Source organism: Actinosynnema sp. NPDC059335 (assembly GCF_042752395.1).
Classification (GTDB): Bacteria; Actinomycetota; Actinomycetes; order Mycobacteriales; family Pseudonocardiaceae; genus Actinosynnema.
The window spans coordinates 316-15,570 of sequence record NZ_JBHYXZ010000181.1; the positions used below are offsets into that span (position 1 = coordinate 316).

Here is a 15,255-nt window from a genome sequence, read left to right on the forward strand (position 1 = left end):
GAAAAAGCGCCCGCCAAGCCTGCCCGGCTTCGTCCAGCCTACGGCACCCGAACCCATGTCAAATCGAGCCTCGGTGGGGTGGTGGCGGGTCCGTTGTGCGGCGGTTGGGCCGGTATTCGTGAAAGTTCTCGGTCCAAGCGATTGCTGTTTCGCTGAAGCGGTGCGTCCTTGTGGAAAGAGGCGCGCCGCCGTTCACCGCTCACCAGGTGCTGTTGACCAGGCCGGTGCCGAGGTAGATCTGGTCGAATCCGTTGCCGTCGTTGTCGTCGGTGTAGGCCACGGTGATCTGGCCCCACGCGTCGACGCCCAGCGCGGGCTCGTCCTGCCGGCCCGTCGCCGTGGACACCGTCACCTGGCGTGGCAACCGGCCGGTGACCGTGCCGTCCGCGTTGAGCCCCTGCGTCACCACGTCCTGTGCCTCCGCGACCGACACCACCACGCCCGACTGGTCGTCGATCCCGACCTGCGGGTCCGTCCCCGCCAGCACGGTGTCCGCGACCGTCAAGGCAGCCCCGCCCGCCGCGAACGACCGCACGCCCACCCGGGCCGTGCCGGTGTGGTCGGTTTCCCAGGCCACCACGTGGTCGCCGTTGAAGTTCGCCGCCACGACCGGCCGGCGTTGTTGGCCGTCGCCGCTCGCGTTCGCCACGCCCTGCGCCACCTTCACCCCGCCGGACGGTGTGAGGATCTTGCGGCCGATGTTGTAGTAGCCGTTGCCGTCGCCGTCCTCGTCCCACACCACGATCGCGTTGCCCGCCGCGCCCATGGCGACGTCCGGCCGCTGGTGGGTGCCGCCGGCGGCGTGCACCTGGGCCTCGTAGGTCTTGGAGGTCGCCGACGCGAACCCGGCGACGCGCACGGTGGCGTTGGCGGAGGTCTGCTTGTCCTCCCACACCACGGCGAAACCGGGCGTGTCGGGGTCGGCGGCCACGGCGGGGTCGAGCTGCTGGCCGTCGGTGTTCGCGTTGGCCCGCGCGGAACCGGTGACGGTGCCGGCGGTGTTCAGCTCGCGCACCTGGATGTTGTAGTAGCCGTTGCCGTCGGCGTCATCGGCCCACACCACGACCGCGGTGCCGTTGTCGTGCAGGGACACGTCCGGCTGAACGTGCCGCCACGTGCCCGTGCCGCCGGCGGACAGCTTCTTCTCGTACCGCGACACGCCGTCCTTGAACAGGCGGACCCACACGTCGCTGTGCACGTTGTCGGCAGGCGCGGTGTCGTCGCGGTCGTCCTCCCACACCACGGCGGTCCAGCCGTTGCGGACCGCCGACACGGCGGCGTTGTCCTGGTCGCCGGTGGCGGTGCTGTTCGCGACGGTCCAGGTGGCCGCCGCCGACGCGGTTCCGGCGCCCAGCAGCAGGAGCGCCACGATCATCACGGTCAGCTTCTTCACGGCGCCTGCAATCCGGGGTTGCCCGCCTGCACGACGTAGCTCTGCAGGGTCCGGACCGGGTAGTCGCGGGTGGTGACCCGGTCCAGGAAGCGGAAGTCGACGTTCACCTGGGTGGGTGTGGTGGTGGTGCGGACGTACCCGCGCAGGTTCTTGAAGAACTTCACGTGCGGGTTGAGGCTCGACAGGCCGGTGTCGGCCGCGTTGCCGTCGCCGCCGGACGTGATCGACGTGGTGACCAGCTCGGTGCCGACGACCCGGTCCTGCGCGGTGTAGTCGTTCATCAGGTTCGCGGCCCACGACCGGTGCACGTCCCCGGTCAGCACGACGGTGTTGCGCAGCCCCGCCGCGTCCCAGCCGCGCTGCAACCGGCCGCGGTTGGCGCTGTAGCCGTCCCACGAGTCCATCGACTTCGCGCCGTCGGCCGAGGCGAGCCTCTGCGCGAAGAACACCTGCTGGCCCAGGAAGTCCCAGGTGCCGAGCTTCTGCCGCATCCCGTCGAGCAGCCACGCCTCCTGCGCGCCGCCGAGCAGCGTGCGGGCCGGGTCGTCGGCCTCCGGGCACACCTTCGTGCCGTCGCCGCACGCCTGGTCGTCGCGGTACTGCCGGGTGTCCAGCAGGTGGAACGTGGCCAGGCTGCCCCACCGGACCCGCCGGTAGAGCTGCATGTTCTCCGCGACCGGGGCCTGCGCCGCGCGCAGCGGCATGTGCTCGTAGTACGCCTTGTACGCCGCCGCGCGCCGCACCTTGAAGTCGCCGGCCGGGGAGGTGTTGGCGCGCACCAGGTTCGCGTAGTTGTTCTCCACCTCGTGGTCGTCCCACACCACCAGCCACGGCGCGGCGGCGTGCGCGGCCTGGAGGTCCACGTCCGTCTTGTACTGCGCGTGCCGCACCCGGTAGTCGGCCAGGTTCGCGATCTCCGCGGCGGGCGCGAACCGGCGCACCTTCGTCGTGGTCGCGCCGCCCTCGTAGATGTAGTCGCCCAGGTGCAGGATGACGTGCGGGTTCTCCTCGGCCATCCGCCGGTACGCGGTGAAGTAGCCCTCCTCGAAGTGCGAGCAGGACGCGAACAGCATGGTCAGCGACGGGCCGGTGCCGACGGCGGGCGCGGTGACGCCGCGGCCCACGGGGGAGATGTGGCCGGCGGCGCGGAACCGGTAGAAGTACTCGCGGCCGGGCTCCAGGCCGGCCACCTCGACGTGCACGCTGTGCGCCCACGTCTGCGTCGCGGTCGCCGTGCCGCTGCGCACGACCTGCGTGAACCGCCGGTCCGTCGAGACCTGCCACTCCACCGCGACCGACGCGCTGCCCATGCCGCCGAGGCCGTCGGCGTTGAGCGGGCTCGGCGCGAGGCGCGTCCAGATCACGAAACCGTCCGCGGCGGGCTCGCCGGAGGCGACGCCCAGCGTGAACGGGTAGGAGATGGCGTTCGCGGTGGTGGGTGCGAGGACTGTCGCGCCGGCGCTCACGATGCCGCCGGCGATGAGCGTTCGTCGGGTCAGGGGGGACATCGGCTCTCCTTCGGTGCAGGGCCGGGAAGAACGCGTTCCGGTCCTGCGTACACGCCGAAGGTGATCAGCGGCCATCCCCGACGTGTACGCCCGGTGGAGCACCCGAAGCGCCGCCGGCGGGCGGCCGGGCCGGCCGGACGGGGCCGGACCACGACCGTGCAGGTGAAAGCCTGTCCAACTAGATGATGTATTGGTTACCGAAGAACCTGACGAATGGGGGCGGCCCGCGCCGATCGCGAAGTCCCATGCGGCACGCCACCCGCGCGGAACCCCTCAGGCCGCCGTCAGCGACGCGCGCACCGCCTCGAACGCCTCGTACTCCTCCCTCTGCTCCACCGGGAACTGGTAGGCGATCGACAGCAGCTTCGGCACGGACGGGATCACCGTGAACCGGAACGTCCGGCCGTCCGTCGTCTTGACCACGAACCGGCCCTGGAAATCCCGCCGGCGCACGGACGCCCGGTTCGCGTCCGTGATCACCAGCGGCGCGCCGGGCTTGATCGCCCCGCGCTCCTCGTCGACCGGGACCACGACCAGGTCGGTCGACCCCGGTTTGAAGCCGACCACGAAGTTCGACACCGTGGTCGTCCGGATCACGATGAAGTTCTTCTGCCTGATCTCCGCCGCGTACACCTTGGTGTAGCCCGACCCTCCCTCGACCACCGAGTCGAAGGCGGCGTGCAGTGCGGCCTTGAGCCCTTCCTTGCCGGGCATCGACAATTCCTCCCCAGGACGCGCGCCACACGTCGTGACGCGCTCGACGTGGGAGCGCACTGTATCGGGGCCGCCCGGCCCGCCCTCAGCCGTGGTCGACCCGACGCGCCCCGGCCGCCGCCGTCGCCGTCCAGCACTCCGGCGCGGCGAAACCCCGCCCCGCGAACGCCTCCCGCACCGCCGCGCCGCACGCCGCCACGTCCGCCTCCGCCACCAGCGCGATCACGCAACCGCCGAACCCGCCACCGGTCATCCGCGCGCCCAACGCCCCGGCCGACAGCAGCGCGTCCACCGCCACGTCCAACTCCGGCACGGTCACCTCGTAGTCGTCGCGCAACGACACGTGCGACGCGGTCAGCAACGGCCCGACCTCCCGGACCCGCCCCGCCCGCAGCAGGTCCGCGACCCGCGTGACCCGCTCGTTCTCCGTCACCACGTGCCGCACCCGCCGGGCCAACCGCTCCGGCAGGTCGTGCCCGACCCCGTCCAGGTCCCGCAACGCCGGCACGCCCAGCAGCTCCGCCGCCCGGTGGCAGTCCCGCCGCCGCGCCGCGTACTCGCCGTCCACCAGCCGGTGCGGCGCCTTCGTGTCCACCACCAGCAACGTGAGCCCGACCGGCGCCAGGTCGAACGGGATGTGCTCGGTCTCCAACGTGCGCGTGTCGAGCAACAACGCGTGCCGCTCACGCGCCAGCAGCGACGCCGACTGGTCCATGATCCCGCACGGCATGCCGACGAACTCGTTCTCCGCCCGCTGCGCGATCCGCGCCAGCTCGCGACGGTCCAGCGACACCCCGGACAGCTCCGTCACCGCCAGCGCCGTCGCGCTCTCCAACGCCGCCGACGACGACAACCCCGCGCCCAGCGGCACGGCGCCGTCCACGAGCAGGCCGAACCCGCCGATCGGGTGCCCGGCCTCCCGCAACGCCCACACCACGCCCGCCACGTACGCCGCCCACCCGGTCACCACACCCGGCGCGAGGTCCACCACGCGGACCTCCGCCACCCCCGACGCCTGCCGCGAGGACACCCGCAGCACACCGTCGTCCCGCCGCGCCGCCGTCACCCGCGCCACGTGCGGCAACGCGATCGGCAGCACGAAACCGTCGTTGTAGTCCGTGTGCTCGCCGATCAGGTTGATCCGACCCGGCGCCTCGAACACCCCGTCCCGCGTCACCCGACACCCCTCGTGCTCTCCCGGACCTCCAACGAGAACGGCGTCCGCACGCGCTCCGGCGGCCGCCCCGGGTCGTCCACCCGCCGTCGCAACAGGTCCACCGCGGCGTGCGCGATCGCCGCCTTGTCCGGCGCCACCGTGGTCAGCGACGGCGCGCTGTACGCGCCCTCCTCGGTGTTGTCGAACCCGACCACCGCCACGTCCGAGGGCACCCGCACCCCGCGCTCCGCCGCCGCCCGCACCGCGCCGATCGCCAACAGGTCGTTGAAGCAGAACACCGCGTCCGGCGGGCGCGGCGCGGCCAGCAGCCGCGCCATCGCCTCCGCGCCGTCCCGGCGGTGGTAGCTCACCACCGTCGCCACCAGCTCGTCCCGCACCGGCAACCCCGCCTCGGCCAGCGCGAGCCGGTACCCGGCCAGCCGCTGCGCCGCCGTGCCGCGGTGCGGGTGCGCCCCGATCGCCGCGACCCGAGTCCGACCGAGCCCGACCAGGTGCGCCACCGCGGCACGCGCCGCCTCGACGTTGTCGATGCCGACGTGGTCCAGCGGCAGGTCCACCGTGTGCTCGCCCAGCATCACCACCGGGATGCCCGGCGCCAGCTCGCCGAAGTCGGGTTCCGCCAGCGCCTCCGGGCTCACGATCGCGCCGTCGATCATGTGCGGGCCGAGCGACGCCAACGTGTCCCGTTCACCCTCCCGGGTGCCGAGGGTCTGCTCGATCAGCACGTTCCACTCGTGCTCCTGGGCCGCGCCGAGCACCAGCCCCGCCAGCTCGGCGAAGTACGGCACGACCAGCTCCGGCAGCACGAGCGCGACGAACCCCGTCCGGCCGCGGCGCAGGTTGCGCGCGCCGAGGTTCGGGCGGTAGCCGGTGGCGGTCAACGCCTCCTCGACCCGGCGACGGTTCTCCGGCTTCACGAACGCGTAGCCGTTGACCACGTTCGACACGGTCTTCACGGACACGCCGGCCAGGGCGGCGACGTCCTTGAGCGTGGCCAAGCGCTCCTCCAGGGGTTCGGTCACGGTGTCGCCGTTCTCGGGAACGACCGGGATCGTAGCCGGCGCGGCGGCCGTTTTACAACGTTGTATCGGTGCTCTTCCAGGGTGACGCGGGTCACCCTCCCGTGTGACATCCGTCCACTGCGGACTGTGTTCCGCGCCCCCGCGGTCCCGACATGCCCTCGTGACGCCGGACCTGGAGTCCTATGTGGACCCCCGTGCCGCGGCTGCTACCGTGCGGGCCCATGAGACGACTCGCCGTGCTCGGCACGGTGGTGCTGTGCGTCTGCGCGCCGATCGCCATGGTGTACGGCCTGGTGGCGTTCACACCGACCGCCGGCTGCGAGTTCTCGGTGTCGGGGGCGTGCTCGTACGGCGTGACGCCGACCGTCGTCGCGGCCGGCGGCACGGCGCTCGTGTGGGCCGGGTCGGTCGTCCTGACGTGGGCCGGCACCCGCGGCCGGCCCCGGGTCGTGGTGCCCTACGCGGCGCTGGTCCTGATCGCGTCGCTGCTGCTCGCCGCCGACCGCGTGGCCGGGTAGGCGGACCGCGCGAGCCACACCAACGCGCCGCCGACCAGCACGTGGAGCGCGCTCGTCAACGGCGTGTCCGGCAGGCGTGCGGCGAACGTGAACACCGGCAACGCGACCGCGTACGTCCACGCGGCCACGGGCGGGTGGACCCGCGACTTGATCATGCTGACCGCGAACACCACCGTGCCGACCGCGAAGACCGCCGCGCTGCCCGACAGGACGGCCACGGTCACGGCCGGGAGCGTCGGCCCGCCGAGGGGGAAGAGGACGACGTTGAGCGCATAAGCCGCCGCCCCGAACAGCCCGAGCCCCACGGAGTTCACCACGTACCCCACCGTGCCCAGCACGGTGCGCGGCTGCTTCACGTAGAGGGCCGTCACCAGCGGCGCGGCCAACGCCGGCGAGACCCCGATCACCAGGCTGGTCGCGGTCGTCTCGCCGACGAACGCCTCGATCAACCCCGGCACGGCGATGAACAGACCCGACAGCGCGCCGCACCAGGCACCGAATCGCAACAAGAAGCTCATGCCGGGGACGCTATTGGCGCTGGTCAGGGGCAGGGGAGTGCCGAGTGGTCAGAGTCGGGGGTGCCGATCGGCACGTGCCACCGAGCGCACCGGCTCCCCACCGGCCCGTTCCCTGTCACCGAGGTCCGGCAGCTGTGCCAGCTCAGTAACTCCCACCGGCGCGGCGACCTGGGTACCGGCCACCTGGCAATGCGTCGCACCCGCAGGGGGTCGCTCCAAGCGCTTGGCCGATCGACCCCGAGCGCCTGGGTCCCGAGCGCCCCGGCTGCCTGGTCGCCGAGTGTCCGGGCGGGGCAGCCAGGTTCACCGGGCCGGCGATACCGGGGACTGACCGGGCCGGCGGATTCGGCGACCGCTCGAACCGCCGGGTGGCGCGGACGTGTCCCAGGCCGGTCCACCTCCACCGGGCGCGTGCCGGGGGTTGGTCGGCGGCCTCTTCGTTTCAACCGACGTTCGACACCGGCCGTAACGCCGTTTTATTTCATCACATTTCCGGACTTCCGCCAAGATCACCCATTCGTGGCAGACGCCGCCCCCGCGCCGGCGAGCCGTGCAAGCCGGTGGACGCCCAGCATGCCGGCCAACGCCGACAAAGCCGAGTCAACGCCGACAAAGCCGGGCCAACGCCGACAAAGCCGACCGGCAATCCCGGCCAACACCCGGCAAGCTGACCCCACGCACCCGGCAAGCCGGCGAAACGGCGACCGGCGCACCACCACCAACCCGTAGCCTGCCGACGTGCGCCCACTCACCTGGCTCCCACCCCTCCTCTGCGGGACGGTGCTGGTGGCCGGCGGGTACGCCGGGTTGGCCGGCCTCGCGCAAACCCGGTGGGTGCCGTTCACGCTGGGCCTGCTCGCCCTGGTCCTCCTGGACGCCCTCGGCCCGCGCCTCCCCGCCCCCGCCGTCCTCGCCGGCCAGGCCGCACTGGTCGCCCTGGTCGCCTTCGCCGACGGCTCCGGCATGGCGAGGGTGCTCTTCCTGCTCCTCCCGTTCGCCGCCTACTTCGCCCTCGGCCGCGCGGTGGCCATCGCCGTCGGGATCGCGAGCGGCCTGTTCCTGGTCACCGCCTTCCAGCTCACCGTCCCCCACTGGACCCGGTCCGTCGAGCACGTGTCCGACCTGCTGATGTTCGGCATCGGCCTCATCCTCGCCCTCGCCATGGCCGAACTCTCCGCGGCGGCCGAGAGGAACCGGCTCGCGCGGGACGTGCACGACGGCATCGGGCACCACCTCACCGCCGTCTCCGTGCTGCTGGAGAAGGCCACCGCGTTCCGCGACCACGACCCCGCGACGGCGGACCGCGCCATCGAGGACGCCCGCGAGTCGGCACGGCGCGCGCTCGCCGACGTCCGCACCTCGGTCCGGGCCCTGCGCGAACCCTTCCGCCTCGGTGACGAGCTGACCCGTCTCGTCCACCACCTCGACGTCGCCGTCTCCTGCGCCGGCGACGAGTCCCGCTACCCCACCGCCACCCTGCTCACCCTGTACCGCGCCGCCCAGGAGGGGATCACCAACGCGATGCGCCACGCCCCCGGCTCGACGGTCACCGTGACGGTGCACTGCGGACCGCGCGAGGCACGCCTGGTGGTGGCCGACGACGGTCCCGGGTTCGCCGCCCACCGCGAGGGCTTCGGGCTGCGCAACCTCCGGGAACGCGTCGCGCGGGCCGGCGGCTCGGTCGAGGTGGCGTCGGGCGGCGGAACCCGGCTCACCGTCACCCTGCCGAGGTCCGCGACGTGAGCAGACCTGATGGGGGCGACGTGCGCGTGGTCGTGGTGGACGACAGCAGCTCATCCGCGAAGGCATCGCCGCGCTGCTCGGCCTGCACCCCGGCATCACGGTCGTCGGCACCGCCGGCGACGGCCGGGCCGCCGTGGACCTGGCCGTCGCGCGGGACCCGGACGTCGTCCTGATGGACGTCCGCATGCCGGTCCTGGACGGCATCGAGGCGCTCGCCCTGCTGCGCCGCCGCACCCCGCGCGCCAGGGTCGTCATGCTGTCCACCTTCGACGACGAGGAGTACGTCGTCCGCGCCCTGCGAGCGGGCGCGACCGGCTACCTGCTCAAGGACCGGCCGGCCGCCGAACTGGCCGCCGCCGTCCGGCTCGCGCACTCCGGCGTCGTCCAGTTCGACCCGGCCGCGGCGGCCCGCCTGGCGTCCGCGCTGCGCCCCGGACGCCCCGACGGGCTCACCGACCGCGAGGTGGACGTGCTCCGCCTGGTCGCCGCGGGCTCGACCAACCGCGAGATCGCCCGCCGCCTGCACCTGAGCGAGGGCACGGTGAAGAACCACGTCTCCCGCATCCTCGACCGGCTCGGCCTGCGCGACCGCACGCAGGCCGCCGTCTACGCCCGCGACCGCGGCCTGCTGCCGCCTACACCGGGATCATCCCCATGAACAGCAGCAGGTTCGGCGACCCCGCGCCGGGGTCCGGGATCACGCCCGGCGTCGCGTTGGCCCGCAGCGCCTCCGCCACGGCCACCGCCGAGTCGGCCGGGAACCGGTGCCGCCACAGCGCCGCCACGCCCGCCGCGTGCGCGGACGCCGTGGAGCCGCTGATGGTCGAGTACGCGGTGTCCGAGGTGCCCCACGCCGACGTGATGCCCACGCCCGGGGCCCACACGTCGATGCACGGGCCGTAGTTGGAGAAGCTCGCCTTCGCGTCGTTGGCGTCGGTCGCGCCCACGGTGGTGGCCAGCGGCGTGCTGCCGGGCGAGTAGTTGCACGCGTTGGCGTTCGAGGCGCCGGACACCACGGAGTAGTGCACGTCCGCCTGGATCGACCGGGTGATGGCGTCGTTGAACGCCTGGTTCAGCCCGCCGCCGAGCGTCATCAGCGCCACCGCCTTGCGCCCGCTCGCCGCCGCGTCCCGGGTCGCCCAGTCGATGCCCGCGATGATCTGCGAGTAGGTCCCGGACCCCTGGCAGTTCAGCACCCGCACGGACACCAGCGTCACGTCCTTCGCCACGCCGGTGGTCCGGCCGCCGACCGTGCCGGCCATGTGCGTGCCGTGCCCGTTGCAGTCGTTGCCGGGCGGCGTCACGCCGCCGATCGCGTCGAACCCCGGCACGGCCGCGCCGTCGAACTCCTGGTGCGTGTACCGGATGCCGGTGCCGAAGATGTACGCCCGCACGGACGAGGCCGTGTTCGGGTGGAAGTACTTCCGGTCCAGCGGCAGGGAGCGCTGGTCGATCCGGTCCAGGCCCCACGACGGCGGGTCCGGCTGCACGGCCAGGTCCTGCGCCACGACGTCGCGCCCGGCGGCCTCCCGCCCCGCGACGTCGCGCGCGACGACCTCCGGCCGCGCGACCTCCCGCGTCACGACGTCCCGTGCCGCGAGGTCCCGGTCGGTCAACCCCACCCGCACGTCCTGCGCCACGTAGGCGACGCGCGGGTCGGCCGCGAGCCTGCCCGCCAGCGCCGCGCTCGCCCGCATCGCGAACCCCGGTAACGCCGAGCGGTAGGTGAACGTGACCCCCGGCGCGGCGGACCGGGTCGCGGCCAGGTCCTCCGACCGCTTCAGCACCACGATGTAGCTCCCGGCGACGGCGTCCGGGTGCCCGGCGTACAGCACCGGGCCGACCGGCGCGGCGTGCGCGGACGGGGCGGCGAGGCCGGCCAGCACCGCGCTCGCCACCACGACGTGTCTGATCTTCACGGCTCCTCCAACAGGCAGGGTTTCGTCGGGGAACGTGCTCGTCTGTGAACCACAGCACGACGGCGGTCGGGACGACAGGTCCGATCAGAGTTCAACGATCAGCCACTCGATGGTCGACTTTCCGCCTCCTCGGCGATGAAGACTGCATCCGGTGGCCAAACGCTGGGCCGAACAGGTGAACGGACACGGTCCGGGTTAACACCCCGTCGTGGGTCTGCGACAGCAAGGCCACCACCGCGCGCACAGGGGGTTTGCGCTCATGGTCAAGAAGAACAGGAACGACCTGCGGTCGTCGCTGAGGCGGTTCGTGCGCACCAAGGGCGCCGAGTACCTGCGCGACCCGAACGTGTCCTCCATCGGCATCGGCCACCGGGTCGTGGGCGGCAGGCCGACGGACGAGGTCGCCATCCAGTTCACCGTCCGGCGGAAGGCCGAGCCCGAGGCGTTGGCCGCGCTCGGCACCGCGCTGCTGCCCGCGACGATCGAGGTCGACGGCGTGGCCGTGCCGACGGACGTGCTGCAACGCGACTACCGCGCCGACTTCCGGGTGGTCGGGGAGTCCTCCGGCGACGTGCGCAAGACGCGCCTCGACCCCGTGTCGCCGGGCGTGAGCCTCGGGCACGTGCGCGTCTCCGCGGGCACGCTGGGCTGCGTCGTCTACGACCGGGACGACGGCACCCCCTACGCGCTGAGCAACTGGCACGTGCTGCACGGACCGCACGGCGCGCTCGGCGAGGACGTGGTGCAGCCCGGCGCGCACGACGACAACCGCACGGACCGCAACCGGATCGGCCGGCTCGTCCGGTCGCACCTCGGCGCGGCGGGCGACTGTGCCGTAGCCACCATCGAGGGCCGGGCGTTCGAGTCGCGGATCCTCGACCTCGGCGTGGCCGTGGACCAGCTCGGCGAGCCCGAACTGGGCGACAAGGTCGTCAAGAGCGGCCGGACGACCGGCGTGACGCACGGCGTGGTCCGGCGCGTCGACACCCTCGTGAAGATCGACTACGGGCCGGGGGTCGGCGAGCGGCGGATCGGCTGCTTCGAGATCGGCCCGGACCCGGCGCGGCCCGCCGCCGGCGGCGAGATCAGCGCGGGCGGCGACTCCGGCGCGGTGTGGGTGTTCAAGTCCGCCAACGGCAGACCGGGCCGCACGATGGCGGGCCTGCACTTCGCGGGCGAGGCCGGGGACAGCGCCGACGAGCACGCGCTGGCGTGCCTGCCCGCCTCGGTGTTCGAGAAGCTCGGCATCACGCTCACCCCGCCGCTCCGGGTCCGGGCGACCGCCGCGGCGGGGTTCGACCCGGACTTCCTCGGCGTCGGGGTGGGCGTGCCGGAGCTGGGCGAGGCGGCCCGCGCCGACGCGGTCGAGCTGAACGGCTCGGTGGTCGTCGACTACACCCACTTCTCGCTGGCCCAGAGCAAGTCGCGGCGGTTCGCGTTCTGGGTCGCGTGGAACATCGACGGCGGCGACCTGAAGGCGATCAACCGGGCCGGCATCCCGTTCGTGCTCGACCCGCGCATCCCCGCGCGGTTCCAGGTCGGCGACGAGCTGTACCGGGGCAACCGGCTCGACCGCGGCCACCTGGCGCGGCGCGCCGACCTGCTGTGGGGGCCGAAGGCGGTGGCGGAGAAGGCCAACGTCGACTCGTTCTTCTTCACCAACATCACGCCGCAGATGGACGACTTCAACCAGAGCGCGCGCCAGGGCCTGTGGGGCCGCCTGGAGGACGCCGTCATGTCCGATGTGGACGTGGACGACCTCCGCGTGAGCGTCTACGCCGGCCCGGTGTTCCAGCCCGACGACCGCGTGTTCCGCGGCGTGGCGCTGCCCCGCGAGTACTGGAAGGTGATCGCGTTCGCCACCGGCGGCACGCTGACCGCGCGGGCGTTCGTGCTGACGCAGAACCTGAACCGGCTGGAGGCGCTGGACCTGGACGAGTTCCGGGTGTTCCAGGTGCGGCTCGCCGAGGTCGAGCAGCGGTGCGACCTCGCGTTCCCGGAAGCGCTGCGGGCGGCGGACACGCTCGTCGTCCCCGAGTCGTTGGAGGACCGCGCGCCGTTGGAGTCCCTGGCCGACATCACCTGGTGAGCCACCTCGCCCGCCACGCGAGCACCACGGGTCCACCTGGAAGGCCCCGGCTACCCGGACCCGACGTCGAGCCGGAAGTCGGCCACGTGGATCGCCGAGGGCGTGGCGCCGGTCGACTTCCGCTGGTACTGCACGGACAGCACCCCGTCCACGGCCACCCGCGACGTGTCGACGTTGACCTCGCCGAACGCGTCGAACGACGTGGGGGTGAACGCGGTCGCCCACCGGGTCCAGCCGTCCGCCGCGGCGGCGGTCACGATCCGGCCGCCGGGCATCACCAGGTAGGCGTTGTCCGCGCGGTCCAGCACGAGCTTCGTGCGCTGCGTGCTGCCCGGCGGGACGGGGACCTCGCGCTTGGTCCACGTCCCAGCCGACCGGGTGAGGTGGAAGGTGCGCGCGAACCGCGTCCGCTGCGCCGCGTAGTCCGAGACGCAGCGGGCGAACCGCTCCGGCACGTAGCTGATCACCACGTGCGGCGTGCCGGTGGAGTCGACCGCCTGGCTCTCCTGGTTCATCAGCCCGCGGTCCGGCCCGAGGCGGTCCACCAGCACGCCGGGGGAGGAGACGCCCACGGGCTCGCCGCCGGTCGTGCCCACGACCGCGCCCGTGTCGGCGCGCCACGTCCGGCCCCGGTCGTCGCTGTAGACGTAGCCGGTGTCGTGGTTGGCCAGCCCGCCGTCGGCGCACAGCACGCGCCGATCGCCCTCGCGCCACGTGAACGCGGCGTGCAGCCGGCCCCGCCGGTCGTAGTCCAGCCCGTGCAGGTACATGTTCCGCGTGGTGGAGACGACGCCGTTCGGCCCGGTGTAGTCGCCGGTCGCCGAACTCCACGCGCCCAGCCGCCGCCACGTCCCGTCGCGGTACTCGGCCAGCTCGTTGACCCCGTTGCCGGAGCACCCGGTGCGGTAGCTCAGCTGGAGCACCCCCTCGGGCGTGACGACGAACTGCGGGTACGTCAGCTCGCCCAGGTCCACCCCGTCCAGGGTCCGCCGCACCGGCCCGAACGCCGAGGCGTCCCACGGGACCTCCCGCGGCCGGGTCGTGAGCCCTTCGCGTGACTTGACGGAGAAGATGCGGTTGTCGTGCGTGTCCATGGCGACGTGCAGCGTCCCGTCCAGCGGCGAGAGGCCGAGCGAGATGACGTTGTGCGAGTCGTCCACGCGCAACCGGTGGGGCAGCACGACGTGCTCCCACGTGCCGCCGTCGAGCGCCCGGCGCGCCACGACCGCGTGGCGGCTGCCGGTGTACCACGTCGCGTACTGGTGCCCGGCGTGGGTGAGGATCGCGTCCCGCTGGAACGAGTTGTTGTTCACCACGCCGTCGTAGGACACGAAGAACAGCGCGGACGGGTCCAGCACGGTGTCCGACACCAGCTCCACCGCCGGTGGGCGGTCCGCCGTCGCGTTCGAGCCCATCGCCGGACCCCTCCCGGCCCCGGCCGGTCGGCGGGCGGTGCGGGGCGTTCGGCTACGGGCCATCGTCGGCGATCTCCTGTTCGGGGGGCGGGCCGCGCTGCTCTGGGGAGCGAGCATCTTCGATCGATGAGGTCGAGTCAAGCACTATTTGATCGTTTACGATCGTTTTGTTCAGGTCTGATACCTCAAGGAGTCGAAGTGGTCGCGGTGCTGTGCGTGGGAGAGACCATGGCCGTGTTCACCCCCGCCGAGGCCGGCCCTCCCGAGGACGTGCGGACCTGGGTGCGGGGCGTCGGCGGCGCGGAGTCCAACGTGGCGTGCGCGCTGGTCGCGCACGGCGTCCCGGCCGGCTGGGCGAGCGCGGTCGGCGACGACCCGTTCGGGCGGGCGGTCGTCGCGGCGGTGGCGGCGGCCGGGGTGGACGTCTCCCACGTGCGGGTGGACCCCGCCCGGCCGACCGGGCTCTACCTCAAGGAGGCGGACCGGGCCGGCAGCGCCGTGCGCTACTACCGCGCCGGCTCGGCGGCGTCCGCGCTCGGGCCCGGGTTGCTCGACCGACTCGACCTGGCGTCGGTGTCGTACGTGCACGTCAGCGGCATCACCGCCGCGCTGTCCCCGTCGTGCCTGGCGCTCGTGCGGGCGTTGCTGGCCCACCCCGGCGTGACGACGTCGTTCGACGTGAACTGGCGGCCCGCGCTGTGGGGGCCGGCGGGTCCGGACGTCCTGCGCTCCCTGGCCGCCGCGGCGGACCTCGTCCTGGTCGGCGACGACGAGGCCGAGGCCCTGTGGGGCGTGTCCGAGCCGGCCGCCGTCCGCGAGGTGCTGCCCGAGCCCGGCACGCTGGTGGTCAAGCAGGGCGCGGTCGACGCGACCGTGCTGGAGGCCGGCGGCCCGCCGGTGTTCGAGCCCGCGCTGCGCGTGGACGTGGTCGAGCCGGTGGGCGCGGGCGACGCCTTCGCCGCGGGCTACCTGGCGGCGACCCTGGCCGGGGCGTCACCCGCGCGCCGCCTGCGCACCGGCCACCTGGCCGCGGCCGGCGCGCTGCGCACCGTGTCCGACATGGCCGTACCCCTGCCGCCCGCCGACGTCGCCCGCCTGCTCGACGCCGACCCGGCCACCTGGGCTGCCGCCACCGTCACCTCCTCCGGCGTCCACTGACCCCGCGCGTGTCCTACCTCCGGAACGCGCGTGTCCTACGTCCGGAACAGCCGAGTTGAACGTTCGGGACAGGGCGGGGGC

Annotated in this window: 13 protein-coding genes; 5 read left to right on the forward strand and 8 right to left on the reverse strand. The window is 73.2% G+C overall.

Features of this window, described 5'->3' with window-relative positions:
- Positions 1-199: 199 nt before the first annotated feature.
- From ACFXGA_RS35090 to ACFXGA_RS35110, 5 genes are all read right to left on the reverse strand, one after another.
- Positions 200-1,393, reverse strand: coding sequence for a hypothetical protein (locus tag ACFXGA_RS35090; protein ID WP_378095657.1), 1,194 nt, complete (start codon positions 1,391-1,393; stop codon positions 200-202).
- Entirely contained in the window at positions 1,390-2,901 is a 1,512-nt protein-coding gene (locus ACFXGA_RS35095; RefSeq protein WP_378095660.1) for an alkaline phosphatase D family protein, read from the reverse strand. Before ACFXGA_RS35095 ends, ACFXGA_RS35090 begins: the two co-directional genes overlap by 4 nt.
- A 273-nt stretch (positions 2,902-3,174) precedes the next feature.
- Positions 3,175-3,615: a hypothetical protein gene (locus tag ACFXGA_RS35100; protein WP_378095663.1), complete on the reverse strand. Its 441-nt coding sequence runs from the start codon at positions 3,613-3,615 to the stop codon at positions 3,175-3,177.
- A gap of 85 nt (positions 3,616-3,700) precedes the next feature.
- The gene (gene galK, locus ACFXGA_RS35105; protein ID WP_378095666.1) at positions 3,701-4,792 is read right to left on the reverse strand and encodes a galactokinase; all 1,092 of its coding nucleotides are present in this window, start codon (positions 4,790-4,792) and stop codon (positions 3,701-3,703) included.
- On the reverse strand, positions 4,789-5,790 hold the full coding sequence (locus ACFXGA_RS35110) for a LacI family DNA-binding transcriptional regulator (RefSeq protein WP_378095688.1): 1,002 nt from the start codon (positions 5,788-5,790) through the stop codon (positions 4,789-4,791). Before ACFXGA_RS35110 ends, galK begins: the two co-directional genes overlap by 4 nt.
- A 245-nt stretch (positions 5,791-6,035) precedes the next feature.
- Here ACFXGA_RS35110 and ACFXGA_RS35115 point away from each other — a divergent pair, with 245 nt between their 5' ends.
- Complete coding sequence (locus ACFXGA_RS35115) at positions 6,036-6,332, forward strand: hypothetical protein (RefSeq protein ID WP_378095669.1); 297 nt, start codon at positions 6,036-6,038, stop codon at positions 6,330-6,332.
- Here the strand turns inward: ACFXGA_RS35115 and ACFXGA_RS35120 are convergent.
- Positions 6,272-6,850 carry a hypothetical protein gene (locus ACFXGA_RS35120; protein WP_378095672.1) on the reverse strand — a complete coding sequence of 193 codons (579 nt, stop codon included), beginning with the start codon at positions 6,848-6,850 and terminating at the stop codon, positions 6,272-6,274. The two genes, ACFXGA_RS35115 and ACFXGA_RS35120, sit on opposite strands and share 61 nt — an antisense overlap.
- Positions 6,851-7,588: 738 nt before the next feature.
- Here ACFXGA_RS35120 and ACFXGA_RS35125 point away from each other — a divergent pair.
- Complete coding sequence (locus ACFXGA_RS35125; protein ID WP_378095675.1) at positions 7,589-8,593, forward strand: sensor histidine kinase; 1,005 nt, start codon at positions 7,589-7,591, stop codon at positions 8,591-8,593.
- Between the two features lie 94 nt (positions 8,594-8,687).
- Positions 8,688-9,251, forward strand: a complete 564-nt coding sequence (locus ACFXGA_RS35130) for a response regulator (RefSeq protein ID WP_378095690.1) — start codon at positions 8,688-8,690, stop codon at positions 9,249-9,251.
- Here the strand turns inward: ACFXGA_RS35130 and ACFXGA_RS35135 are convergent.
- Positions 9,229-10,512, reverse strand: a complete 1,284-nt coding sequence (locus ACFXGA_RS35135; RefSeq protein ID WP_378095679.1) for a S8 family peptidase — start codon at positions 10,510-10,512, stop codon at positions 9,229-9,231. The two genes, ACFXGA_RS35130 and ACFXGA_RS35135, sit on opposite strands and share 23 nt — an antisense overlap.
- A gap of 259 nt (positions 10,513-10,771) precedes the next feature.
- On the opposite strand from ACFXGA_RS35135, the gene ACFXGA_RS35140 reads away from it, so the two are divergent.
- On the forward strand, positions 10,772-12,601 hold the full coding sequence (locus tag ACFXGA_RS35140) for a DNA/RNA non-specific endonuclease (protein ID WP_378095682.1): 1,830 nt from the start codon (positions 10,772-10,774) through the stop codon (positions 12,599-12,601).
- Positions 12,602-12,651: 50 nt separating this feature from the next.
- On the opposite strand, the gene ACFXGA_RS35145 is transcribed toward ACFXGA_RS35140, so the two are convergent.
- A complete protein-coding gene (locus ACFXGA_RS35145; protein ID WP_378095685.1) occupies positions 12,652-14,016 on the reverse strand; it encodes a BNR repeat-containing protein in 1,365 nt (454 codons plus the stop codon).
- A 207-nt stretch (positions 14,017-14,223) separates the two neighbouring features.
- On the opposite strand from ACFXGA_RS35145, the gene ACFXGA_RS35150 reads away from it, so the two are divergent.
- Positions 14,224-15,174 carry a sugar kinase gene (locus tag ACFXGA_RS35150; protein WP_378095692.1) on the forward strand — a complete coding sequence of 317 codons (951 nt, stop codon included), beginning with the start codon at positions 14,224-14,226 and terminating at the stop codon, positions 15,172-15,174.
- The last annotated feature ends 81 nt before the right edge of the window (positions 15,175-15,255 follow it).

Bases quoted from the DNA above. Each gene is read 5' to 3' on its own strand.
- ACFXGA_RS35095 (WP_378095660.1), bottom strand. From the start codon at position 2,901: ATGTCCCCCCTGACCCGACGAACGCTCATCGCCGGCGGCATCGTGAGC.
- ACFXGA_RS35100 (WP_378095663.1), bottom strand. From the start codon at position 3,615: ATGCCCGGCAAGGAAGGGCTCAAGGCCGCACTGCACGCCGCCTTCGAC.
- ACFXGA_RS35115 (WP_378095669.1), top strand. From the start codon at position 6,036: ATGAGACGACTCGCCGTGCTCGGCACGGTGGTGCTGTGCGTCTGCGCG.
- ACFXGA_RS35120 (WP_378095672.1), bottom strand. From the start codon at position 6,850: ATGAGCTTCTTGTTGCGATTCGGTGCCTGGTGCGGCGCGCTGTCGGGT.
- ACFXGA_RS35140 (WP_378095682.1), top strand. From the start codon at position 10,772: ATGGTCAAGAAGAACAGGAACGACCTGCGGTCGTCGCTGAGGCGGTTC.
- ACFXGA_RS35145 (WP_378095685.1), bottom strand. From the start codon at position 14,016: ATGGGCTCGAACGCGACGGCGGACCGCCCACCGGCGGTGGAGCTGGTG.